Annotated in this window: 23 protein-coding genes and 1 pseudogene; 9 read left to right on the top strand and 15 right to left on the bottom strand. The window is 54.7% G+C overall.

What is annotated here, in order from left to right:
* Nucleotides 1–4 precede the first annotated feature (4 nt).
* Genes CWM66_RS04280 through CWM66_RS04270 form a run of 3 tightly spaced genes read left to right on the top strand, consistent with a single transcriptional unit; the run spans nucleotide 5 to nucleotide 1748 of the window.
* Complete coding sequence (locus CWM66_RS04280; RefSeq protein WP_035885878.1) at nucleotides 5–328, top strand: heavy metal-binding domain-containing protein; 324 nt, start codon at nucleotides 5–7, stop codon at nucleotides 326–328.
* Nucleotides 325–1152: an N-acetylmuramoyl-L-alanine amidase gene (locus tag CWM66_RS04275; protein ID WP_107146268.1), complete on the top strand. Its 828-nt coding sequence runs from the start codon at nucleotides 325–327 to the stop codon at nucleotides 1150–1152. The genes CWM66_RS04280 and CWM66_RS04275 overlap by 4 nt, the downstream gene beginning before the upstream one ends.
* Before the next feature lie 17 nt (nucleotides 1153–1169).
* The gene (locus CWM66_RS04270) at nucleotides 1170–1748 is read left to right on the top strand and encodes a hypothetical protein (protein ID WP_227135788.1); all 579 of its coding nucleotides are present in this window, start codon (nucleotides 1170–1172) and stop codon (nucleotides 1746–1748) included.
* Between the two features lie 4 nt (nucleotides 1749–1752).
* On the opposite strand, the gene CWM66_RS04265 is transcribed toward CWM66_RS04270, so the two are convergent.
* The 4 genes from CWM66_RS04265 to poxB all read right to left on the bottom strand — a co-directional run bounded on the left by CWM66_RS04265 (nucleotide 1753) and on the right by poxB (nucleotide 7061).
* On the bottom strand, nucleotides 1753–2766 hold the full coding sequence (locus CWM66_RS04265) for an NAD(P)-dependent oxidoreductase (protein WP_007374106.1): 1014 nt from the start codon (nucleotides 2764–2766) through the stop codon (nucleotides 1753–1755).
* Nucleotides 2767–2860: 94 nt separating this feature from the next.
* The gene (locus CWM66_RS04260) at nucleotides 2861–4297 is read right to left on the bottom strand and encodes a DUF2867 domain-containing protein (protein WP_107146267.1); all 1437 of its coding nucleotides are present in this window, start codon (nucleotides 4295–4297) and stop codon (nucleotides 2861–2863) included.
* Between the two features lie 9 nt (nucleotides 4298–4306).
* Nucleotides 4307–5305, bottom strand: a complete 999-nt coding sequence (gene ltaE / locus CWM66_RS04255) for a low-specificity L-threonine aldolase (RefSeq protein WP_043954072.1) — start codon at nucleotides 5303–5305, stop codon at nucleotides 4307–4309.
* Nucleotides 5306–5342: 37 nt separating this feature from the next.
* Entirely contained in the window at nucleotides 5343–7061 is a 1719-nt protein-coding gene (gene poxB / locus CWM66_RS04250) for a ubiquinone-dependent pyruvate dehydrogenase (protein ID WP_007374109.1), read from the bottom strand.
* Between the two features lie 150 nt (nucleotides 7062–7211).
* On the opposite strand from poxB, the gene CWM66_RS04245 reads away from it, so the two are divergent.
* Nucleotides 7212–7640, top strand: a complete 429-nt coding sequence (locus CWM66_RS04245; RefSeq protein ID WP_035885874.1) for a DoxX family protein — start codon at nucleotides 7212–7214, stop codon at nucleotides 7638–7640.
* A 93-nt stretch (nucleotides 7641–7733) separates the two neighbouring features.
* Here CWM66_RS04245 and hcr read toward each other — a convergent pair whose 3' ends face one another.
* The 4 genes from hcr to aqpZ form a co-directional block, all read right to left on the bottom strand.
* Entirely contained in the window at nucleotides 7734–8702 is a 969-nt protein-coding gene (hcr, locus tag CWM66_RS04240) for an NADH oxidoreductase (protein WP_107146266.1), read from the bottom strand.
* A gap of 10 nt (nucleotides 8703–8712) precedes the next feature.
* Entirely contained in the window at nucleotides 8713–10365 is a 1653-nt protein-coding gene (gene hcp, locus CWM66_RS04235) for a hydroxylamine reductase (RefSeq protein ID WP_007374112.1), read from the bottom strand.
* 148 nt (nucleotides 10366–10513) lie between these two features.
* Complete coding sequence (locus CWM66_RS04230) at nucleotides 10514–11413, bottom strand: lysine exporter LysO family protein (protein WP_043954068.1); 900 nt, start codon at nucleotides 11411–11413, stop codon at nucleotides 10514–10516.
* A 132-nt stretch (nucleotides 11414–11545) separates the two neighbouring features.
* Entirely contained in the window at nucleotides 11546–12241 is a 696-nt protein-coding gene (gene aqpZ, locus CWM66_RS04225) for an aquaporin Z (RefSeq protein ID WP_007374114.1), read from the bottom strand.
* A 351-nt stretch (nucleotides 12242–12592) separates the two neighbouring features.
* On the opposite strand from aqpZ, the gene CWM66_RS04215 reads away from it, so the two are divergent.
* Complete coding sequence (locus CWM66_RS04215; protein WP_107146265.1) at nucleotides 12593–14251, top strand: ATP-dependent endonuclease; 1659 nt, start codon at nucleotides 12593–12595, stop codon at nucleotides 14249–14251.
* Here CWM66_RS04215 and CWM66_RS04210 read toward each other — a convergent pair.
* Nucleotides 14248–15204 (bottom strand): VirK/YbjX family protein, encoded by a 957-nt coding sequence (locus CWM66_RS04210; RefSeq protein ID WP_007374116.1) that lies wholly within the window; start codon nucleotides 15202–15204, stop codon nucleotides 14248–14250. The two genes, CWM66_RS04215 and CWM66_RS04210, sit on opposite strands and share 4 nt — an antisense overlap.
* Before the next feature lie 161 nt (nucleotides 15205–15365).
* Between CWM66_RS04210 and macA the strand changes: the two genes are divergently transcribed.
* Both macA and macB read left to right on the top strand, forming a co-directional pair.
* Nucleotides 15366–16481 carry a macrolide transporter subunit MacA gene (macA, locus tag CWM66_RS04205; protein ID WP_007374117.1) on the top strand — a complete coding sequence of 372 codons (1116 nt, stop codon included), beginning with the start codon at nucleotides 15366–15368 and terminating at the stop codon, nucleotides 16479–16481.
* Nucleotides 16478–18424, top strand: coding sequence for a macrolide ABC transporter ATP-binding protein/permease MacB (gene macB, locus CWM66_RS04200; RefSeq protein ID WP_079518174.1), 1947 nt, complete (start codon nucleotides 16478–16480; stop codon nucleotides 18422–18424). The genes macA and macB overlap by 4 nt, the downstream gene beginning before the upstream one ends.
* A gap of 64 nt (nucleotides 18425–18488) precedes the next feature.
* On the opposite strand, the gene cspD is transcribed toward macB, so the two are convergent.
* Entirely contained in the window at nucleotides 18489–18710 is a 222-nt protein-coding gene (gene cspD / locus CWM66_RS04195) for a cold shock-like protein CspD (protein WP_007374119.1), read from the bottom strand.
* A gap of 328 nt (nucleotides 18711–19038) precedes the next feature.
* Between cspD and clpS the strand changes: the two genes are divergently transcribed.
* Nucleotides 19039–19359 carry an ATP-dependent Clp protease adapter ClpS gene (gene clpS / locus CWM66_RS04190; RefSeq protein ID WP_007374120.1) on the top strand — a complete coding sequence of 107 codons (321 nt, stop codon included), beginning with the start codon at nucleotides 19039–19041 and terminating at the stop codon, nucleotides 19357–19359.
* Nucleotides 19360–19390: 31 nt separating this feature from the next.
* The gene (gene clpA, locus CWM66_RS04185) at nucleotides 19391–21679 is read left to right on the top strand and encodes an ATP-dependent Clp protease ATP-binding subunit ClpA (RefSeq protein WP_035885867.1); all 2289 of its coding nucleotides are present in this window, start codon (nucleotides 19391–19393) and stop codon (nucleotides 21677–21679) included.
* 121 nt (nucleotides 21680–21800) lie between these two features.
* Here the strand turns inward: clpA and CWM66_RS04180 are convergent, their stop codons facing one another.
* From CWM66_RS04180 to aat, 5 genes and pseudogenes are all read right to left on the bottom strand, one after another.
* Nucleotides 21801–22265, bottom strand: coding sequence for an RES family NAD+ phosphorylase (locus CWM66_RS04180; protein ID WP_035885866.1), 465 nt, complete (start codon nucleotides 22263–22265; stop codon nucleotides 21801–21803).
* The gene (locus tag CWM66_RS04175) at nucleotides 22262–22705 is read right to left on the bottom strand and encodes an antitoxin Xre/MbcA/ParS toxin-binding domain-containing protein (RefSeq protein WP_007374123.1); all 444 of its coding nucleotides are present in this window, start codon (nucleotides 22703–22705) and stop codon (nucleotides 22262–22264) included. Before CWM66_RS04175 ends, CWM66_RS04180 begins: the two co-directional genes overlap by 4 nt.
* Before the next feature lie 148 nt (nucleotides 22706–22853).
* Entirely contained in the window at nucleotides 22854–23072 is a 219-nt protein-coding gene (gene infA, locus CWM66_RS04170; protein ID WP_001040187.1) for a translation initiation factor IF-1, read from the bottom strand.
* A pseudogene (locus tag CWM66_RS29205) lies at nucleotides 23000–23172 on the bottom strand (hypothetical protein); the annotation flags it as partial. The gene infA and the pseudogene CWM66_RS29205, both read right to left, overlap by 73 nt.
* 184 nt (nucleotides 23173–23356) lie before the next feature.
* Nucleotides 23357–24061: a leucyl/phenylalanyl-tRNA--protein transferase gene (aat, locus tag CWM66_RS04165; protein ID WP_035885865.1), complete on the bottom strand. Its 705-nt coding sequence runs from the start codon at nucleotides 24059–24061 to the stop codon at nucleotides 23357–23359.
* Nucleotides 24062–24128 lie beyond the last annotated feature (67 nt).

Genomic DNA, 24128 nt, shown 5'->3' with positions numbered 1-24128 from the left:
CCTTATGCAATTTTCAACCACGCCGACACTCGAAGGACAGCCGATTATCGAGTATTGCGGCGTCGTGACGGGCGAAGCGATTCTGGGCGCCAATATTTTCCGCGATTTTTTTGCCGGTATCCGCGATATTGTCGGCGGACGTTCTGGTGCTTATGAGAAAGAACTGCGTAAAGCGCGGGAAATTGCCTTTCGTGAACTGGGCGACCAGGCGCAGCAGCTTGGTGCAGATGCGGTGGTCGGTATTGATATCGATTATGAAACTGTAGGCAAAGACAGCAGCATGCTAATGGTGAGCGTCAGCGGTACGGCGGTTAAAACGCGCCGATGAAAAAGTATGCATTAGCAATGCTGGCGCTGCTTCTGGCTGGCTGTGCGAGTGAAAAAGGGATTATCGATAAAAACGGCTACCAGCTGGATACGCGGCGTCAGGCGCAGGCAGCCTATCCACGTATCAAGGTGCTGGTGATTCATTACACGGCGGATGATTTTGATGTCTCGCTGGCGACGCTCACCGACAAGCAGGTGAGCGCCCATTACCTGGTACCCGCCAGGCCGCCGCTGTACCACGGTAAACCGCGCATCTGGCAGCTGGTGCCGGAGCAGGATCTTGCCTGGCACGCGGGGGTGAGTTTCTGGCGCGGCGCGACGCGCATCAACGATACCTCCATCGGCATTGAGTTAGAAAACCGCGGCTGGCAACGAAGCGCGGGAGGAAAAACCTTCGCGCCTTTTGCTCCTGAGCAAATTAGTGCATTGATACCACTGGTAAAAGATATTATCGCGCGGTACAACATCGCGCCGCAAAACGTGGTGGCGCATGCCGATATCGCGCCGCAGCGTAAAGACGATCCCGGCCCGTTATTCCCGTGGCAGGCGTTGGCCGCTCAGGGGATTGGCGCCTGGCCGGATGCGGCGCGGGTAGCATTTTACCTGAATGGTCGTTCTCCTCATCAGCCGGTGGAAACGGCGTCGCTGCTTGATTTGTTGGCGCGCTACGGCTACGAAGTGAAACCGGAAATGACGTCTGCGCAGCAGAAACGAGTGATTGAGGCGTTTCAGATGCATTTCCGTCCGGGGTTATGGAACGGTGTTGCGGATGCCGAAAGCCAGGCCATTGCCGAGGCATTACTGGAAAAATATGGCCAGGGGTGACTGCCGCTGGTTTTTTTATGACGAGGTCAATGGAAATGGTGTTTCGCATCATGACAGGTGCACTGCTGATGGCGGCTTTTGCTGTCCACGCTGCGCCAAACCCGCCGTACGCATGTTCCTACTGGGACAAACAAACTGACAGTGTGGAAACGCTGGATGAGTGCGCCGTACTGAAAGACGGCAAGCTGGTATTTTTACCCGCGCTATTTGCCAAAACCCATGATGTCGATGGCATGTCGTGGGTCGGGCTGCACAATTATACCCGTGGAGCGGGGGAGCAGGATGCGGATTATTATGTGCGTTCTGCGCACGAGTATTTGCCAGTGATTCATTTCGATAACGGGCCGGACTGGTTTGTTGAGGGACTGGTGCGCTCAACGCAGAACGGCAAAGTGGGCTACTGGGATGACAGTTTTCGCAACCGCATTGCCGCCCGCTATGATTACGCTTCGCAGTTTGAGGGTGGCAAAGCGCTGGTCTGCATCGGGTGCAAACCGCAGCGTGAAGGCGAGCATATCTCGTTGAGCGGCGGGGAGTGGTACTACATTGATAAGAGCGGCCAGCGGGTGTCTGAGATTAAATCCGGGCCGTTCTGATCTGTTAGCGGTGTAGTTTACCGTGATCTTTTAACCAGTGCGCCGTGCGTTTGATGCCTTCATCCAGCGTCACGATCGGCGCATAGCCCAGCTCTTCCTGCGCGCGCGTGATATCCAGCGTGAAATCAAAATTGAGCTTCGACACGCCATAGTGGGTGAAGGCGGGTTCTTTCGCGCGCTTATCGCCAAAACGCTCCATGCTGCGGGCCAGCATATCCAGCATGGTGTAGGGTACGGAGCGAATGCGGCAGGAGATCGCCAGATCGTCAATCAGCCGCTGTACGATGCTGCGCAGCGAGCGCGGCTCGCCGTTAGTGATGTTATACGCCCGCCCTGAGGGTAACGTGTCGCACTGTTGCTGGCTGGCGAGCCACATCGCATGCACTGCATTTTCGTAGTAGGTCATATCCACCAGCGCATCACCACCGCGCGGCAGTAACACGCTGCGGTAGTGGTGCATCATCTGCGCCAGACGTGGGATAAATACTTTGTCGTGCGGACCAAACAGGCTTTGCGGGCGCAGAATCGTAAAGCGGGTATTGGGGTTCGCCTGCGCCAGCAGATCGATGACCTGCTCGCCAGCGGCTTTGCTGCGGGCAAATTCGTTGGCGAAACGCGCCGGGCGAAAATCTTCCGGGATATCGCGATGGTGGTGATAATCGAAGTAGAGCGAAGGCGAGGAGATATGGATAAAGTTGCGTACGCCCCAGGCGACAGCCCATTCACCCAGACGGCGCGTGGCACGCACATTCGCCAGGTCAAACGCTTCCTGCGTTCCCCACGGTGAGGTGAAGCTGGAGCAGTGCCACAGCGTATCGATATCAGCGAGCATGATTTTAGCCTGCGATGAAACCAGCTCGGTTAAATCTGCATGCACAAACTCGGCGCCCATCTTGCTCAGCAACTTGCCCATCGCTTCGTTGCGGCCCGTCGCCCTGACGCTGATCCCTTTTTGACGCAGATATTCGACGGCGTTTCGGCCTAAACCGCTGGTTGCGCCCGTGACCAGTACCTTCATATCAATCCACTGTGTTGAAAAGCAATTATCGCGCGCATTCTTCCGTGAATTACGCCGCGATGCAATGGGAGAAGTAAAAGAAAAACGTTAACCGTCAGACTTTTTCGCTATTTTTTTCTGCCAGACGGGCAATTTGTTGCGCCATACCACGAAAGATGAACAGATGAGCCGGGAACATCAGCAGCCAGTAAAACAAACCCGGCATGCCGTGCGGATGCCACCAGGCGCGGACATCCAGCAGCCGGTGATCGCCTTTGTCGCTTAACGTAAAGGTCAGCCGCCCCAGCCCCGGCGCTTCCATGCCAAACAATAATGCCAGTTGCTGCTCCGGCTCGGCGATGATCACTTTCCAGCTATCCACCGCATCACCGGTTTGCAACCAGGCGCGATCGGGACGCCCGCGCGGCAGTTGGTGGCCAATTAAACGATCGAGCGCCGCGCGGGTTTCCCATAGCAGATTGCCGAAAAAATAGCGCTCTTTGCCGCCGATACGGTTAACCACTTCCCACAGCGCGCTGAGGCTGGCTGCGGTTTTTACCTGATAACCGGCCTGTTTCGGAAAGTAGCCGTATTGCGGACGCCAGCGTGAGAAGGCCTGCGGGTCATAGCCCCAGTCGGCGGAATTCACCAGCTTTTCTTCTTCCTGCAACGTCTGACGCACTGCGTCATCAAAGCGGATCAACGTTTGCGGGATCAAACGGCGCAATGCGCGATCGTCGGCCAGCAGATCGTGCTTCAGCCCCTGGATCAGCGCCTTTGCGATGCCTGGCGGCACGGAAGTGATGAGATGTAAAAACCAGACGGAGATCAGCCGCGTTGGCAGTGGAATGGGGATCAGCGGGCGGTGTACGCCGCTGACGCGCATAAAGTGCTCGAACTGTTGCTGATAGCTCAGCACTTCCGGCCCGGCAGCCTCAAACACGCGGTGTTCCGCCGCCGGATGATGCAACAACTCCAGCAGGTAATACAGCAGGTTTTCCAGTGCAATCGGCGTGGTACGAGAACGCACCCAGCGCGGCGGCGTCAGCACCGGCAGATTAAATACCATATCGCGCATCACTTCAAAGGCCGCCGAACCCGCGCCGACAATAATTCCGGCGCGCAATTCGGTAACCGGCACACCGGCTGCCCGCAGCAGATCGCCGGTATATTGCCGCGCCAGTAGATGGTCAGAATCCGTTGCTCCTTTTGCCTGCAACGAACTGAGGAAAATAACCTGTTTGACCGGCGTTTCCCGCAGCGCATCGCGCACATTCAGGGCGATTTGCCGTTCATGCGCCACAAAATCGCTGCTTTCGCCCATGCTATGCACCAGATAGTAGAGAGTATCAATATCGGCCAGCAGCGCCGGAAGATCCTGTGGCCAATAGAGATCGATAGTGTGGCAGGTCACGCCGGGCAACCGCTGCTTTTGCAGGCGCGTTAACTGGCGCGCCGCCGCTTTGACCTGGTGGCCTTGCTGACTGAGCGCGGCCACCAGCCGCTGCCCGATATAACCGCTGGCGCCAAGCACCAGGATCCGCTGCGCCACATCTGCTCCTTAGCGCTGTAAAAAAGCCTGCCAGTGGCGAACCACCTCGGTGAGCTGCTGGCGATTGACGTCGAGATGGGTGACCAGTCGCACCACCGGCGAAGCGTTGATTAACACATCGCGTTCGCGCATAAACGCCCCCAACGCTGCGGCCGGTTCGCCAACACGAACGAACAACATGTTGGTGTCGTGGCGCATCACATCGGCGCCAATCTCCTGTAGCTGAGCAGCCAGCCAGGCGGCGTTCTCGTGATCCTCTTTCAGCCGCGCGACGTTGTGCTTCAGCGCATACAGGCCCGCTGCGGCAAGGATCCCGGCCTGGCGCATGCCGCCGCCGGTCATTTTGCGCCAGCGGTTGGCGCGGGTGATATAAGCTTTGTCGCCCACCAGTAATGAACCGACCGGCGTGCCGAGGCCCTTTGACAGGCAGATGGTGAAGGAGTCGCAATATTGCGCGATCGCGCTAAGGTCGCAGCCGTATTCCACGATGGCGTTAAAGATGCGTGCGCCATCAACGTGCAGTGACAGCCCGCGCTCGCGGGTAAATTCCCACGCCTGTTTCAGGTAGTCGCGCGGCAGCACTTTGCCGTTGTGGGTGTTTTCCAGACTGAGCAGTTTGGTGCGCGCGAAGTGGATGTCATCGGCTTTGATTTTTGCCGCAACTTTGTCCAGCGGCAGTGTCCCGTCGGCGGCGGCATCAATGGGCTGCGGCTGAATGCTGCCGAGCACTGCGGCTCCACCCGCTTCGTAGAGATAGTTATGCGCTCCCTGGCCGACAATATACTCTTCGCCGCGCTCGCAATGGCTTAACAGCGCCACCAGGTTGGCTTGCGTACCGGTCGGCAGAAACAGTGCGGCTTCTTTACCGCTGAGTTCCGCCGCGTAACGCTGCAGTTCGTTAACGGTGGGATCATCACCGTAAACATCGTCCCCGACCGGGGCGGCCATCATCTCTTCGAGCATGGCGCGCCCCGGGCGGGTTACGGTATCACTACGTAAATCAATCACGGCATTTCCTTTCTCTGGCTCAGGTTAAGCTTCTGTTTTACCTGAGCCAGTTGGTTTTCGCCAGTTCGATGACTTCATCGCCGCGTCCGCTGATAATGGCGCGCATCATATAGAGGCTGAAACCTTTGGCCTGCTCCAGTTTGATTTGCGGCGGGATCGCCAGTTCCTCTTTGGCGACCGTGACATCCACCAGCACCGGGCCATCGATCGAGAAAGCGCGCTGGAGCGCTTCGTCAACATCGGCGGATTTCTCCACGCGGATCCCGGTAATGCCACAGGCCTCGGCGATGCGGGCAAAGTTGGTGTCCTGCAACTCCGTACCATCTGTTAAATAGCCGCCCGCTTTCATCTCCATCGCCACAAAGCCGAGCACGCTGTTATTAAAGACGATAATTTTCAGCGGCAGCTTCATCTGCACAACAGAGAGAAAATCACCCATCAGCATGCTGAAACCGCCATCGCCGCAGAGCGCCACGACTTGTCTTTCCGGGTGGGTTGCTTTTGCACCGAGCGCCTGCGGCATGGCGTTGGCCATCGAACCATGGTTAAAGGAACCAAGCAGGCGGCGCTTGCCGTTCATTTTCAGATATCGCGCCGCCCACACCGTTGGCGTACCGACATCACAGGTGAAAATCGCGTCATCCGCGGCAAAATGGCTGATTTGTTGCGCCAGATATTGCGGGTGAATCGATTTCTCGCTCGGCTTCGCTAAGTCATCCAGCCCTTTGCGGGCTTCGCGGTAATCCGCCAGCGCTTTATCAAGGAAGCGGCGATCGGTTTTTTCTTCCAGCAACGGCAGCAACGCGGCAAGGGTGGCTTTGATATCGCCCACCAGTGCCATATCCACTTTGCTGTGTGCGCCAATGCTGGCCGGATTGATATCGATCTGGATGATTTTGGCATCAGTGGGGTAGAAGGCGCGATAGGGGAATTGCGTGCCGAGCAGCACTAAGGTATCGGCATTCATCATGGTGTGGAACCCGGAAGAGAAACCAATCAGCCCGGTCATGCCGACATCGTATGGGTTGTCGTACTCCACATGTTCTTTACCGCGCATCGCGTGGACAATGGGCGCATTCAGTTTCCCGGCGAAAGCCAACAGCTCTTTGTGCGCACCGGCGCAGCCGCTGCCACACATCAGGGCGATATTGCTGGAGTAGCGCAGCAACTGCGCCAGTTTTTGTAACTCTTCTTGTGTCGGTGTGACCACCGGTTGCGGCGCACTGTACCAGTGGCTGCTGGCGCTTTCCGGCGCAGGTTTCAGCGCCACGTCGCCAGGCAGTACCACGACGGACACGCCTTTATTAAGCACGGCTTTGCGCATGGCGATCGCCAGCACTTGCGGGATCTGTTCCGGATTGGAAACCAGTTCGCAATAGTGGCTGCATTCGCGAAACAGCTCCTGAGGATGGGTTTCCTGGAAGTAGCCGCTACCGATTTCGCTGGAGGGAATGTGGGCCGCAATGGCCAGCACCGGAACATGGTTGCGGTGGCAATCGAAAAGACCGTTGATCAGATGTAAATTTCCCGGCCCGCAGGAACCGGCACAAACCGCCAGCTCGCCGGTCAGTTGCGCTTCCGCCCCGGCAGCGAAGGCGGCGACTTCTTCATGACGCGTTGGCATCCAGTGAATGGTACCCATGCGATTCAGGCTGTCGCTCAGCCCGTTAAGAGAATCACCGGTTACCCCCCAAATCCGTTTAACGCCCGCTTGTTCAAGGGTTTTAGCAATATAAGCAGCCACTGTCTGTTTCATGGAAAGCTCCTTTTGTGATCTTGATTACAAGCTTAGACAATGATTCTGCCTGGAATGAGATTAACGATGCCCTTTTTTAAAACAGGGGTTTATTTCAGTTACACTCCGTAATACTCTGAAAAAGGTCGATGAAAACAGGAATCATTTCAAATGGTTAAATCATTGTTAAATACGGTTAATAATATGTTTTCGCATGAAGATCTTGGCCGACTGTTGCTGCGTTTGTTGGTTGGCGGATTGATGTTGTTTCACGGGCTGCACAAATTAATCGGCGGTATTGATGGTATTGCGGGCATGCTGGTGGCAAAAGGGTTACCGGGTTTTATTGCTTACGGCGTGCTGATTGGCGAAGTGCTGTGCCCGATTCTGATCATTCTGGGCGTTCTGACTCGCCCTGCCGCGCTGGTGCTGGCATTTACGATGGTGGTGGCGTGGTTACTGGTCGGCATTGGTAAAACGGGCGCTCTGGATGCGACTGGCGCGTGGGCGATTGAAAGTATTGTTTACTTCTTTATTGCTGCGCTGGTGATTGCTTTTATTGGTGCGGGCCGCTATTCCGTGGCACCAGCGTGGAAGTAGTGCAGAGTTAACAGCGTACCGGAACGATACCCGGTCAATGAGATCCAAAAAACGCCCTCCAGATGAAGGGCGTTTTATTTTGTGCAGAAAGCGTTACGCCAGCACCAAATCCCCCCGGGGATGGCAGGAGCAGGCCAGCACATATCCGGCGGCAATCTCTTGCTCCGTCAGCGTCATGGTGCTGCTGACGGTATACTCTCCGGAAATCACCTGCGTTTTACAACAGCCGCACACACCGGCGCGGCAGGCGGCATTCACTGGCATCTTATTGCTCTCCAGCGCTTCCAGCAGCGTGCTGCCCACAGGCGCGTAGAAGGTTTTCATCGGCGAGAGTTTGCTGAACTTCAACCCACTGGTGGCAGCCTGCGCGACAGGGGTAAAGAATTTCTCTTTAAAGAAACGCGTTACGCCCAGCGCTTTCACTTCGTTCTCAACCCAATCCATGTACGGCTCCGGGCCGCAGGTCATCACCGTGCGCGCGGCCAGATCCGGCACCTGGCTGAGCAGTTCGCGGCTCAGACGGCCAGAAGCAAAACCTGCGCTGGCGTCATTTTCCGCCACCAGCGTGACAGGATATTCGCGCCACTCATCAGTGAAAATCACATCCTGCGGCGAACGCACATTGAAGATCACCTGCACATCGGCCTGCGGGCGATACTTCGCCAGCCAGCGGCGCATCGACATAATCGGTGTCACGCCGCACCCTGCCGCCAGCAGCAACAGCTTATCGTTCGGTTCGTTATCACAGGTAAATTCCCCCTGCGCATCGGAAAGCCACAGATAATCGCCGCGTTTTACTTCCTGGGTCAGCCACCGGGAACCTGCGCCATCATCAATACGGCGAACGGTCAGCGTAATATATTCGCTCACGCCCGGCGTGGATGAAAGGGTGTAAGCACGCAGCGTGTCGGCGCTGTTGCGAATGCTTACCAGCGCGTATTGCCCGGCGCGATACGGATAGTAATCGTGGCATAACAGCGACAGCGTCCAGACATCCGGCGTTTCCTGATGGATATGGTGAACCTGCATGCGCCACGGGCATTGAGGGGTTGGCATGGTCATCGTTATCTCCTTATGCGCTCAGCAACTGCTGCATATCCTGTTCAACGGTCGTGACCTGGCGCAGGCCAAATTTCTCATTCAGCACGGCCAGCAGATCCGGCGTCAGGAAGCCCGGCGCGGTCGGGCCGGTAACGATATTGGTGACGCCCAGCGACAGCAGAGTCAGCAGGATGACGATCGCTTTCTGTTCAAACCAGGAGAGTACCAGTGACAGCGGGAGATCGTTCACGCCGCAGCCCAGTTTTTCCGCCAGCGTTACCGCCAGAATAATCGCCGAGTAGGCGTCATTACACTGACCAGCATCGATCAGACGCGGCAGCCCTTCGATATTGCCGAAGTCGAGTTTGTTGAAGCGATATTTCCCACAGGCCAGCGTCAGGATCAGGCAGTCATCCGGTACCTGGGTGGCGAAATCGGTGAAGTAATTACGTTCGCCGCGTGCGCCGTCGCAGCCGCCGACGAGGAAGACGTGGCGCAGTTTTTCGCGGCTCACCAGATCTATCAGCGAATCCACCGCACCAAGCAGGGTCTGGCGACCAAACCCGACAGTGATCAGGTGTTCGATTTCGCTGAACGGGAAACCGGACATCTGCTGTGCCTGGCGGATCACCGGAGCGAAATCGTCGCCTTCGAGGTGGTTCACGCCCGGCCAGCCAACAATGCTGCGGGTCCAGATACGGTCGTCATAAGAACCGACGGTCGGATCAATGATGCAGTTGGAGGTCATCACTATCGGGCCGGGGAAGCGGGCGAATTCCACCTGCTGGTTCTGCCAGCCACTACCGTAGTTGCCGACCAGATGTTTAAATTTACGCAGTTCAGGATAACCGTGTGCCGGTAACATTTCACCGTGGGTATAGACGTTAACGCCGGTGCCTTCGGTTTGTTGCAGCAGGTTGTAGAGATCTTTCAGGTCGTGACCAGAGATCAAAATGCATTTCCCGGCGACGGCTTTAACGTTCACCTGGGTCGGCGTTGGATGGCCGTAAGTGCTGGTTTCACCGGCATCGAGGATGCTCATGACGCTGAAGTTCATCTGGCCAATTTCCATTGAACATTCAAGCAGAGCGTTCATGTCCGCAGGCCAGGTACCCAGCCAGGCCATAATTTTATGGTAGCGGGCATAAATAGCGTTGTCGTACTGGCCGAGTACGTGCGCATGCTCCATATAAGCGGCTGCGCCTTTCAGACCGTACAGGCAGAGCAGACGCAGGCCAAGGATATTTTCGCCAATCGTGGCTTTGTCTTTGTTCGGCGTGAATTCTGCTGCCTGGCGCTGTAATTCGCCCAGATCGTCACTGACCAGTTGCAGCTCAGCCATCGGGTTATCAACGCTGGCGTTCGGGTCGATAGACAGGCAGAGCGCTTTCAGCGCTTCACGTTTGGCTATCGCTTCACGGGCGTAACCGACAATGCGTACGGAGTCGAAGTTGACATTGGTCAGCGTCGAGAAGAAGGCGCGCGGCGCGAAGCTGTCGATTTCATGATCGATGAGATCGTAGTCACGGGCTTTGCAGGCCCAGGCAGAGAGCCCTTGTAACGCGGCAATCAGCAAATCCTGGAGGTCGGACGTTTCGGCGGTTTTACCGCACATCCCCTGCGCATACGCACAGCCATTACCCGCCGGGGTTCGAATGGTTTGTTCACATTGCACACAAAACATGGTCACACCTTCACTGTTAAAGTTATATTTAAAATACATGTTTAAGATTATGCTGGTGAGAGAAGCCTTAAAAGCGCTTTTCAGTGCAACTTACAGGGAGATTGATTTAGCGCAATTTTGGCGGCAAAAAGTTACCGCCAAAGAGGTATCAGGCAGAGAAGAAGGCCATGAGCAATGGCACCAGCAGGCTGAGGATAAAGCCGTGAACAATGGCCGCAGGTACCAGCTCCAGACCGCCGCTGCGCTGGAGCACTGGCAGGGTAAAATCCATTGACGTTGCACCGCACAGACCGAGCGCCGTGGATCGGCTGCGGCGTACTAAGCCGGGGATCAACATGATGGCGATCAATTCGCGCGCCAGATCATTAAAGAAGGCTGCACTGCCAATGACCGGGCCAAAAGATTCGGTCAGCAAAATGCCGGACAGCGAATACCAGCCAAAACCGGAGGCCATCGCCAGACCTGTCTGGAGCGGCAGGCCAAGCAGTAATGCGTTGATGGCGCCGCCAACCAACGAACTGAGCGCCACCACTACGGCGATGATCATTCCGCGGCGGTTGAGGACAATCTGCTTCAGCGTCATACCGCTGTTGCGTAGCTGGATGCCGACCAGCAACAGCAGGAAGATCAGCGTATATTCGCTGGCTTCCGTGGCATGCTGTAAAAACGCCAGCCCGCTGAGGCCAATGGCAAAACCGGCAACCACCACACCGCACAGACGCAGGGATTCCAGCGCCATGGCAAGACGCGAAGGCAATTTTTCCTGCTGATGCTGGTGCTGCCAGGGAAGAGTACGCTCCAGCCATAACAGTGCAACGGCATTGCACAGCAGGATCACCACGATACTCACCGCGGAATAGTGAAATATTGATAGCAGATTGGCGCTGAGATTATCGAGGAACGCGAGGCTGATCCCCATAAAAAATAGGATCAGGTAAACAATCCAGCTCAGTAATTTATTGATCAGTTTAAGAGCCGCAGTATGACGCAGGGGAATAAGGTAGCCGACGATCAGCGGCAGAAGAATAATTAGCAATCCTGAAAGCATGAACAGCCCGAATCCTTGCAAAAATGAGTAAGCGCCGGACACACTACCGAAAGGTGGGAACTGAGTAAAGCCACGAAAAGACGCAGTAATAATGTAAAAAAAAGCCCGGCGTGCTTGCCGGGCCTGATTTTATTAATCGCGTTTTTCCAGCAATGTGCGGTAAATCACCCCACCCAGAATGCCGCCGATAATCGGCATTACCCAGAAGAACCATAATTGCTGCAATGCCCAGCCGTCCTGGAATATTGCGACGGCGGTACTGCGCGCCGGGTTAACGGAAGTATTGGTCACCGGAATACTGATTAAATGGATAAGCGTCAGCGCCAGACCAATGGCAATAGGGGCAAAGCCCGCAGGCGCGTGTTTATCCGTGGCGCCATGGATTACCAGCAGAAAGCCGCAGGTCAGCACGATTTCAATCAGCATCGCGGAGTAAATGGAGTATCCCCCCGGCGAATGTTCGCCATAACCGTTCGAGGCAAAACCACTGGCTGTTGCATCGAAGCCCGCTTTGCCGCTGGCGATAAAATAGAGTGCCGCCGCTGCCACAATGCCGCCAACGACCTGCGCGACAATATAACCAATCACGTCTTTCGCCGGAAAACGACCGCCTGCCCACAGGCCTATTGTCACTGCAGGATTAAAATGCCCGCCTGAAATATGACCAACGGCAAAAGCCATGGTCAGCACCGTTAAACCAAACGCCAACGCAACCCCGGCGAAACCAATACCGGTTTGCGGAAACGTTGCGGCCAGCACTGCGCTGCCGCAGCCGCCAAACACCAGCCAAAATGTGCCAAAGCACTCTGCTGCTAATTTTCTGAACATAGCCACCTCGATAAGAACAGAACCGGGCAAGCGCCCTTGCCATAGGTAAAGCACCAATAAATGCGCGGTTATTCTAATCCTGGTGGTAGTTAAAACAACTTATAAATTAAAATAAATTGAAATATAATATATGTTCTATAGGATTATTTTGGTATTGAGTTTTGATATTTGTTTTATGATTGGGTTCTTGTTCTTTTTATTTGTTTGCATTGTACTTCCCTCAACCGCATTTGCGCTTTGCTACATATTTTTCAATAAAATTTTGTACTTAGCGCATGACCTGGCGCTTTCCGCCCCGCTATACTTCTCAGAAAGCATAGACGAGAAAGACGAAAACAGCCGGAGGGAAGAATGATTCTGGAGCGTGTAGACATTGTCGGATTCCGCGGCATCAATCGTTTATCGTTGCAGCTTGAGCAGAATAACGTGCTGATTGGTGAGAACGCCTGGGGTAAATCCAGCTTGCTTGATGCGTTAACGTTATTACTGTCACCGGAAACCGATCTCTACCATTTTGTTCGGGAAGATTTTTGGTTCCCGCCGGGAGATATCCAGGGGCGTGAGCACCATCTGCACATTATTCTGACTTTCCGTGAATCTGAGCCGGGACGCTACCGCGTGCGACGCTATCGTCCTCTTGCTGAATGCTGGGTGCCCAGTCACGACGGATACCATCGCTTGTTTTATCGCCATGAAGGCGAACTGTCTGATGATGGCAGTGTGCTGACATTGCGTGGTTTTCTGAATGAACAGGGGGAGTTGCTCGATCTTCCCGATATCGATGAGTGCGCCCGTCATCTGGTGCGTTTGATGCCGGTGTTGCGTCTGCGCGATGCGCGATTTTTACGGCGTATCCGCAGCGGTACGATGCCTGATACACCCGAAATGGAAACTACCGCCCGGCAGTTTGATTTCCTCTCCCACGAGCTGGTTTCCCGACCACAAAATTTGACGGACGGGCAGATCCGCCATGGTCTCTCCGCAATGGTGCAACTGCTGGAACACTACTTCGCTGAACAGGGCAGTGGGGCTTCGCACCAGCGTCTGATGCGGCGTCGCTCTCATGATGAGCAGCGTAGCTGGCGCTATCTGGATATTATCAACCGCATGATCGACAAACCCGGCGGCCGTATGTACCGGGTGATCCTGCTGAGTTTTTTTGCCACCTTATTGCAGGCGAAAGGAACGGTGCGCCTCGACCGCGACGCGCGGCCATTGCTGCTGGTGGAAGATCCTGAAACACGGCTGCACCCGATTATGTTGTCGGTCGCCTGGCAACTGCTGAATTTGTTGCCATTGCAGCAGGTGACGACGACCAATTCTGGTGAGCTGTTGTCGATGACGCCGGTTGAGCAGGTCTGTCGGCTGGTGCGCGAATCGTCGCGCGTTGCGGCCTGGCGTCTTGGGCCCGGCGGCTTAAATTCCGAGGATGCGCGGCGTATCGCTTTCCATATCCGCTTCAACCGCGCCTCTTCGCTGTTTGCCCGCTGTTGGCTGCTGGTGGAAGGGGAGACAGAAACCTGGGTGATTAACGAACTGGCGCGCCAGTGCGGCCACCATTTCGATGCCGAAGGGGTGAAAGTCATTGAATTCGCCCAGTCCGGATTAAAACCGCTGGTTAAGTTTGCTCGCCGTATGGGGATTCAATGGCATGTGCTGGTGGACGGCGATGAAGCGGGGAAAAAGTACGCCGCCACGGTGCGCAGCCTGCTGGATAATGATCAGGTTCAGATACGGGAGCATCTGACCGAGTTGCCGGCGCGTGATATGGAACATTTTATGTACCGGGAAGGTTTTGCTGATATCTATCATCGGGTGGCGCAACTGCCGGAAAATGTGCAGATGAATATGCGTCGGGTGATCATCAAAGCGATTCATCGCTCATCGAAGCCGGATCTGGCGATAGAAGTGGCGATGGAAGCGGGGCGCCGCGGGATAGATGCTGTACCGCCCCTGTTGCGCAAGATGTTTTCCCGCGTGCTGTGGCTGGCGCGCGGGCGCGCGGATTAGTTCCGGCAGAGTCTGGCAGTCTGGCTATGCAGACTATCGAGTAATTCGTAACGGCGTCGATACTCTGCGCGTTTTTTACTGGCGATCGCCTCCATCGGTTTACGCGGCATTGCCAGTGGCAGGATATAATCGCCGGACGCGTCAGCTACGGCGCCCAACGATTGCCAAAAACTATTGTAATCTGCGTGCAGTTGCCCCTGCTTTTTTCGACGGTAACGAATATTGCGATAGATATGGGTTTCGTTGCTGACAGCGCGGATCTGCTGCACGTTCAGGAACTGGCTCAGCGTCATCGCGGCCTCTACCAACAGACGTTTTGGAAAGAGACCGTGGCAGGATTTGGTCGCAGCCTGAATAAGTTCATGCGGCACGTGGGCTTTGGCTCCCTGTAACCCGCCAATATACAGCGTGTTTTTGCCGGTAAACTGACACAGGGTAAATGTCAGCCCGGCCAGTACGGTATTCTGTGCATCGCAGAATACCAGCGTTGCTTCACCTTCCTTGTCCAGCATGGCTTCTGAACACAGACGCAACGAATAATGCTGCTCATCTTTACCGTTCAACAGTGCAACGGTGATTCCCGGCTTGTTAAGATAGCCATTAACCAGCCTGGCGGGCAGCAGGGCCGCGATCGTGTTGTAATGCCAGCACAGCGCGTCGCACGTTTGTGCACGGTTGATATTCATCGACAACCATGGGCGATGCAGGCGGCAAGGTAAACCTGGCTGCACCTGTAACATTTTGGCCAGCATGGGCTGACGTATCAGGCGTGTGAGAAAATGGGCGGTGCTGAACGGCGTGGCCAGCGAACGTAGCAGAAATTTGCGGCGATAGGCAGGATGATGCCATGCCAGTCCTGGCATCAGTTCGCCCGAAGCAAGAGAATAAAAGAGTTGCCATGCCGTTTTCGGCAGTGGCATATCGGTATGTATCGTGTCGGCGATGGTGGACATATTGAAATCCGGGTATCTCACAGAGATCGCCATTCCATCAGCCAGCGCTTCAACAACATCTAAATGAATAATGGAGAGATTAAGAATTTTCTGTTTCGTTGATATTTTGTTTGGTTAAGAATGTTATCTACAGGCCGCGTGTCAGATTATCCGGGATTTTTATGAAACTTAAGGGAAAACGCAGGACGGTATTTATCGTACTGGCGGTCGTCATTTTACTGGCCGTCTTTTGGCTGTGGGGAAAATTAAACGCGCCGGTGGTGCAGTATCAGACGCTGATTGTCCGCCCTGGCGAATTGCAACAGAGCGTACTGGCGACGGGCAAGCTTGATGCATTACGTAAAGTTGACGTTGGCGCACAGGTGAATGGCCAGTTAAAAACGCTGTTGGTCAATATTGGCGATAAAGTCAAAAAGGATCAGTTGCTCGGGGTTATCGATCCTGACCAGGCAGAAAACCAGATCAAAGAAGTGGATGCCACGCTGATGGAACTGCGCGCGCAACGCCGTCAGGCGCAGGCGGAACTGAGGCTGGCGCAGGTGACACTGGCGCGTCAGCAACAACTGGTGAAACGCAATCTTATCTCCCGCCAGGATCTGGATACCTCGGCCACCGATGTGGCAGTCAAAGAGGCGCAGATCGGCACTATTGATGCACAGATAAAGCGCAACCAGGCGACGCTGGATACCGCGAAAACCAATCTCGACTACACACGCATTCTGGCGCCGATGGCCGGTGAGGTGACGCAAATTACCACCTTGCAAGGGCAAACGGTGATTGCGGTGCAACAGGCGCCGAACATCCTGACGCTGGCCGACATGAGCACTATGCTGGTTAAAGCGCAGGTTTCAGAGGCGGATGTTATCCATCTGAAACCCGGACAAAAAGCGTGGTTCACCGTGCTGGGCGATCCCGGCACCCGCTATGAAGGGGTACTGAAAGATATTCTGCCGACGCCGGAGAAGGTCAATGACGCTATTTTCTATTACGCCCGTTTTGAAGTGCCGAACCCGCAGGGCATATTGCGCCTGGATATGACCGCGCAGGTGCATATTCAACTGAACGGCCTGAAAAATGTGCTGACCATTCCACTGGCGGCGCTGGGCGATCCGGTTGGTGATAATCGCTATAAAGTGAAAGTGCTGCGCAACGGTGAAACCCGCGAGCGCGAAGTGATGCTGGGTGCACGTAATGATACCGATGTAGTGGTGGTGAAAGGGCTGGATGCTGGTGAAGAAGTGGTGATCGGCGAGCTGAATCGCGGGGCCGCGCAATGACGGTACTGCTGGAGCTGAAGGATATTCGCCGCAGTTATCCTTCTGGTGACGAGCAGGTGGAGGTGCTGAAGGGCATTACTCTCAGTATCAATGCCGGTGAAATGGTGGCGATTGTCGGGGCTTCGGGTTCCGGTAAATCGACGCTGATGAACATACTCGGCTGTCTGGATAAACCCTCCAGCGGTACATATCGCGTTGCCGGAACGGATGTCTCCACGCTTGGCGGCGATGCGCTGGCGCAACTGCGGCGTGAACATTTTGGTTTTATCTTCCAGCGTTATCATCTGCTTTCGCATCTGACGGCCGCGCAGAACGTTGAAGTGCCTGCGGTATACGCCGGAAGCGATCGTAAAGCGCGGCTGATACGCGCCAGAGAGTTACTGACGCGCCTCGGCCTGGGCGAGCGGACGGATTATCAGCCTTCTCAGCTTTCTGGCGGCCAGCAGCAGCGCGTCAGCATCGCCCGGGCGTTGATGAACGGAGGGCAGGTCATTCTGGCCGATGAACCCACCGGTGCGCTGGATAGCCACTCAGGCGAAGAGGTGATGGCGATCCTTCACCAGCTGCGCGATCGTGGGCATACGGTGATTATCGTCACCCACGATCCGCAAGTGGCAGCACAGGCTGAGCGAGTGATTGAAATTCGCGATGGCGAACTTATCAGCAATCCTCCGGCCCGTGAACGAGCGGTAACAGCGGGTAACCGCGATGCCGTGTCTGTGCAGGCGGGTGGCTGGCGGCAGTTTATCAGCCGTTTTCATGAAGCGCTGACTATGGCCTGGCGCGCAATGGCGGCGAATAAGATGCGCACGCTGTTGACCATGCTCGGCATTATTATCGGTATCGCCTCCGTGGTCTCGATTGTGGTAGTGGGCGATGCGGCGAAGCAGCTCGTGCTGGCGGATATCCGTTCGATCGGCACCAACACCATTGATGTCTATCCCGGTAAGGATTTTGGCGATGACGAGCCGCAATACCAGCAGGCGCTGAAATATGACGATCTGCTGGCGATCCAGAAACAGCCGTGGGTGCGATCGGCGACACCGTCGGTTTCGCAAAACCTGCGTCTGCGCAATGACAATATTGATGTCGCGGCCAGCGCAAATGGTGTGAGCGGGCAGTACTTTAATGTTTATGGCATGACCTTCAGCGAAGGCGCGTCGTTCAATGCCGAGCAGGAGAAGGGACGGGCGCAGGTGGTGGTGCTCGACAGCAATACCCGCCGCCAGCTCTTTCCCAATAAAGTCAGCGTGGTGGGTGAGGTTATCCTGGTCGGCAATATGCCGGCAACGGTGATTGGCGTGGCGGAAGAGAAGCAATCCATGTTCGGTAGCAGCAAAATCCTGCGCGTCTGGCTGCCCTACACGACCATCTCCGGGCGTATTATGGGCCAGTCGTGGCTAAACTCTATTACCGTTCGGGTGAAAGATGGCTACAGCAGTGAGCAGGCTGAACAGCAGCTCACCCGATTGCTGAATTTGCGGCACGGAAAAAAAGATTTCTTCGTCTGGAATATGGACGGGGTATTGAAAACTGCGGAAAAGACCACACGTACTCTTCAATTGTTCCTGACGCTGGTGGCGGTGATTTCCCTGCTGGTTGGTGGTATCGGTGTGATGAATATCATGCTGGTCTCTGTGACCGAGCGAACCCGCGAGATCGGCATCAGGATGGCGGTGGGTGCCAGAGCGGGCGATGTGTTGTCGCAGTTTCTGATTGAGGCGGTGTTTGTTTGCCTGGTCGGTGGCGCGCTCGGCGTAACGCTTTCGATGTTGATCGCGTTTACGTTGCAGCTCTTTTTACCAGGCTGGGAAATTGGTTTTTCACCGGTTGCGTTGATTACTGCCTTTTTGTGTTCAACGTTTACCGGGGTGCTGTTTGGCTGGTTGCCGGCACGCAATGCGGCGCGCCTGGACCCGGTGGATGCGTTGGCTCGCGAGTAATAAAAATGCCAGCCGATTGGGCTGGCATTTTAACTGCGGCATGTACACAATGAGGTTGCTGGCGTCAGGCCATGGCTTCCACTTCGACGGGCACGATAACGCTGGCGTGATTGCCTTTAGGGCCCTGGTGTACATCAAACCGGACTGTCTGTCCGGCTTTTAACGTTCTGTAACCATCCATCTGAATGGTGGAGTAATGCGCGAAGATATCTTCGCCGCCGCCTTCAGGGCAAATAAAACCAAACCCTTTGGCATTGTTGAACCACTTAACAGTACCCGTTTCCATGCTTCGACATCCTTCGTAAATCTTATTTAAGTAAGATGGAATGAACCGGTGGCAGAGCGAGTGGGCTGTTCAAAACCTCACCAACTCTCGACTGTACAATTTAGATAAATCGTATAATGCGTCAAGCGTTTGGCAGGGGTTCTGGGAGGCGGCGCATCAAAATTTTGAAGCAGTTAACGCTATGACAACAGAATGTGACAGCCGTCGCGGATGGCAACGATAGATGATTGTTATCTGACATCTGATGTAGATTAAAAATACATCTAGACTCATGTAATCGGCCGATTAAAGACCGCCGGAACCTGTAACCTAAGATGAAGCGCTAACGATGGGTAAGAGTAATAGCTGGCTCGATTTCGACCAATTGGCGGAAGAAAAATTGCGCGATGCGCTAAAACCGCCATCCATGTATAAAGTCATGTTAATGAACGATGATTACACGCCGATGGAATTTGTTATTGACGTGCTACAAAAGTTCTTTTCTTATGATGTAGAACGTGCAACGCAACTGATGCTTACAGTTCACTATCACGGCAAGGCTATCTGCGGTGTTTTCACCGCCGAAGTTGCAGAGACTAAGGTCTCGATGGTGAACAAGTATGCGAGGGAGAACGAGCATCCGTTGCTGTGTACGCTGGAAAGAGCCTGAATGCAGGCATGAAACTTGGGGGAGGTGCCCTATGCTCAATCAAGAACTGGAACTCAGTTTAAATATGGCTTTCGCCAGAGCGCGCGAGCACCGACATGAGTTTATGACCGTCGAGCACTTGTTACTGGCATTGCTCAGTAACCCCTCGGCCCGCGAAGCGCTTGAAGCGTGTTCCGTGGACCTGGTGGCGCTGCGGCAGGAACTCGAAGCCTTCATCGAACAAACCACACCCGTTCTACCTATGAGCGAAGAGGAGCGCGACACGCAGCCGACGCTCAGCTTCCAGCGTGTTTTGCAGCGCGCGGTGTTTCATGTTCAGTCCTCTGGTCGTAGTGAAGTCTCCGGGGCGAATGTGCTGGTTGCCATTTTTAGCGAGCAGGAGTCGCAAGCGGCTTATCTGTTGCGCAAACATGAAGTGAGCCGCCTCGACGTGGTGAACTTTATTTCTCACGGTACGCGTAAAGACGAACCGGGACCGTCATCGGATGCAGGTAGCAGCAGTAGCAGCCAGGTGAACAGCGAAGAGCAAGCAGGCGGGGAGGAACGTATGGAAAACTTCACCACCAACCTTAATCAGCTTGCTCGTGTTGGTGGCATCGACCCGCTGATTGGCCGCAGCAAAGAGCTTGAGCGCGCGGTGCAGGTGCTGTGTCGCCGCCGTAAAAACAACCCTCTGCTGGTTGGGGAGTCCGGGGTCGGTAAAACGGCGATTGCCGAAGGCCTTGCCTGGCGGATTGTGCAGGGTGACGTGCCGGAAATTATGGCCGACTGCACTATCTATTCGCTGGATATCGGTTCGCTGCTGGCGGGTACCAAATACCGCGGTGATTTTGAAAAACGTTTCAAAGCGCTGCTGAAACAGCTTGAGCAGGACAACAACAGCATTCTGTTTATCGATGAGATCCACACCATCATCGGTGCAGGCGCTGCGTCCGGCGGGCAGGTCGATGCTGCTAACCTGATTAAGCCGCTGCTTTCCAGCGGTAAAATCCGTGTGATGGGATCGACTACCTATCAGGAATTCAGCAACATTTTCGAAAAAGATCGCGCCCTGGCGCGCCGCTTCCAGAAAATTGATATTACTGAACCGTCCGTTGAGGAAACGGTGCAGATTATCAACGGTCTGAAGCCGAAGTATGAAGCGCATCACGATGTACGTTACACGGCGAAAGCGGTGCGTGCAGCGGTGGAACTGGCGGTGAAATACATCAACGACCGTCATTTGCCGGATAAAGCGATTGATGTGATCGATGAAGCGGGCGCGCGTGCGCGTCTGATGCCGGTGAGCAAGCGTAAGAAAACCATCAACGTGGCGGATATCGAATCGGTTGTTGCGCGCATCGCGCGTATTCCTGAGAAAAGCGTTTCTCAGAGTGACCGCGACACGCTGAAAAATCTCGGCGATCGCCTGAAAATGCTGGTGTTTGGCCAGGATAAAGCCATTGAGGCATTAACCGAAGCCATTAAAATGAGCCGCGCAGGGCTGGGTCAGGACCATAAACCGGTCGGCTCCTTCCTGTTTGCTGGTCCAACCGGTGTGGGTAAAACCGAGGTGACCGTACAGTTGTCGAAAGCGCTGGGTATTGAGTTGCTGCGCTTCGATATGTCCGAGTATATGGAGCGTCACACCGTCAGCCGTTTGATTGGTGCGCCTCCGGGATATGTCGGCTTCGATCAGGGCGGTCTGCTGACCGATGCGGTGATCAAACATCCGCACGCGGTGCTGTTGCTCGATGAAATCGAAAAAGCGCACCCGGATGTCTTTAACCTGCTGTTGCAGGTGATGGATAACGGTACGCTGACCGATAACAACGGGCGCAAAGCAGATTTCCGCAACGTGGTGCTGGTAATGACCACCAACGCCGGGGTGCGTGAAACCGAGCGTAAATCCATTGGTCTTATCCACCAGGATAACAGCACCGATGCGATGGAAGAGATCAAAAAGATCTTTACGCCGGAATTCCGCAACCGTCTGGACAACATTATCTGGTTCGATCACTTGTCTACCGAGGTGATCCATCAGGTGGTCGACAAATTTATCGTCGAACTCCAGGTGCAGCTGGATCAGAAAGGCGTGTCACTGGAAGTCAGTCAGGAAGCCCGCAACTGGCTGGCCGAGAAAGGCTATGACCGTGCAATGGGGGCTCGCCCGATGGCGCGTGTTATCCAGGACAATCTGAAAAAACCGCTGGCCAACGAACTGCTGTTCGGCTCGCTGGTTGACGGTGGTCAGGTAACCGTGACGCTGAATCAGGAAAAAGATGTGCTGGAGTATGACTTCCAGAGTGCCCAGAAGCACAGACCGGAAACCGCCCACTAATCTCTGTCATTAACTCACAAAAACCGGGTCACTGAACCCGGTTTTTTTATGCCTGCGATTTGCCTGCTGGTGGCTGGATCAGATAAGTGTGTTATCCAGTAAAGCAGGTTCCCGCCAGCGATCAGGATGAAGCCAGACGCGCATCAAACGAAAAAGGAAGCTCTTTTACTGATTTGAGTAACTTGCTGAATCCAGCGTGCTGTGGATTGAGGATGGCATTGTTTTCCAGAGGAATGACGCAGGAAGGAACTACCAGCGCGACGGCGCTGTTGGCTTCCAGCCAGGCGGTTCCCAGATCCATCGTTGAAAGCGGAGCCGGGTTTTCCTGCCAGTCCGGCGGCAGCCACTGTTTATCCAGATATTCAATCTCTTTATCGGGAATGTCGATACTGAACAGGCCGTACTGGCTAAGGATCGTGTCGCTGTGTACATGCACCAGCATTTCCAGCGCGGCGAGGGAAACGGATGAGGCAACATAAACCGCCGGGTGACCTTTGTGATTCCATCTGCCGCCATATTGATTCGCACCGCTGCCGGTCCAGGCTTCGCTGGCGTAGCGGCGCGACACAAGGCGATAAAAAATCACGCAAATACTCCGTGCTCCAGGCGGCCAATCAGATCGGTGACTTCCAGTGCGCCACTTTCAGTCGCAATCAGGGAGATAGGAGCAACGTTACCGAGGCCGCGTACCGGCGCTTGTAGCCAGGCGTACGCCATTTTTTTATCACCAAAAAACTGAACGGCGGCGTCGATCACGCGAACCAAGCGGGCGATCCGCTCGCTCTCTTCCGGCGTTAAGGTGCGTCCCGCGCTCTTACGGCGGGCGACATTGCGCTCGTTAATACCAGTGACGCGCAGGATGTCGGAGCGGGACATCTCCGTCCACTCATGGATATTATCCAGAATGCTGACAGGCAAACCCTCATTCAACATCTGAACAAGTTTTATACCGCGGTTAGCGGGGAAACCGGCGAAACGCCAGAGCGCATTTTCAACCGGTTTTTGTTCCGGGCTCCAGGTTCTCATTTTCCCTCCTCTTTGCAGACATTTGTCATGGTTCAGTATAGACATTTGTCCTGAGTTGCGAAAGGAAAGAAGAACTCAGAAAAACAAAAGGCCGGGGTTTTACCCGGCCTTTAATATCAGGTGCACTTAGTTGTGCTGGCGGAAGATCTTAGCGGCTACGGAAGACAATGCGGCCTTTGCTCAGGTCGTACGGGGTCAGTTCCACAGTCACTTTATCGCCCGTCAGAATACGGATGTAGTTTTTACGCATTTTACCGGAGATATGCGCAGTGACCACGTGACCGTTTTCCAGTTCTACGCGGAACATCGTATTAGGTAACGTTTCAAGAACGGTACCCTGCATTTCAATATTGTCTTCTTTGGCCATCTAATCCTCGGGGGTATCACTACCATAATTTTTGAACCGGCAAGATAATGCCGAAGTTCGTGTGTTAAGTAAAGATTTGTGCTGATAAAACGCAGCAAAACGACTTTTGCCAGTTACCCTCACGCCACAGCCAGGACGCGCTAAATGCGCAACCGTAAAGGGGAGCGATGGAATAAAACGAAGGGCATCCCTGATACGAACGACTCCCGGATGGGGCGGGGCAACAGGCAAAAGCTGCTTTGAGCGTCCATTATAACACCCTGATAAAAAATGTGCCGAAAACATTATTCAGGAGATAAAAACAGCGTTCGCGGCACCCAAAAATGTGAAGGCAAAGGGACAGCACGCAATTCGGCAAGCTGGAGTAAATAATCTCTGCGCGGTATTTCTACTGCGCCCAGCGATGCGGTGTGATTATTCAGCACCTGGCAATCAATCAATTTGCCGCCCTGGCGGAGAAACTCGTCGCAGAAAACAAGCAGCGCCGTTTTCGAGGCGTTAATGCGGCGGCTAAACATCGACTCGCCGCAAAACAGCAAGCCCTGCGCCACGCCGTACATTCCGCCGACCAGTTCGTCGCCTTCCCACACTTCAATTGAGTGTGCATGACCAAGCTCGTGCAGGCGATGGTAGGCCATCACTATATCGGGCGTAATCCAGGTGCCTTCGTCGCGATCCTGCGCGCAACCGTCAATCACTTTGCCAAAGGCATGATTGAGGGTAACTCGGTAGGGAGAAGATTTATGAAAGCGTTTCATGCTGCGGCTGATATGAAACGTCTGCGGCCACAGTACGGCGCGCGGATCGGGCGACCACCAGAGAATCGGATCGCCGGGAGAAAACCAGGGGAAAATGCCGCGCTGATAGGCCATCAGCAACCGGGCCGGGCTTAAATCTCCGCCCAGCGCCAACAGACCATTAGGTTCGCGTAGCGCCGCTTCAGGCGAAGGAAAAGCGATAGAGTGACGAGAAAGCTGAACCAGGCGCATGACAACAACGCTCCACAACGCGACAAGGGACCCCTTTTAATATCGTCATTTTGCCATTTCACTTTAA

The organism is Kosakonia sp. H7A (genome assembly GCF_003028445.1).
Lineage (GTDB): Bacteria > Pseudomonadota > Gammaproteobacteria > Enterobacterales > Enterobacteriaceae > Kosakonia > Kosakonia radicincitans.
Note: the sequence above shows the minus strand (reverse complement) of the source record. Positions and strands in the feature narration are given on the sequence as shown.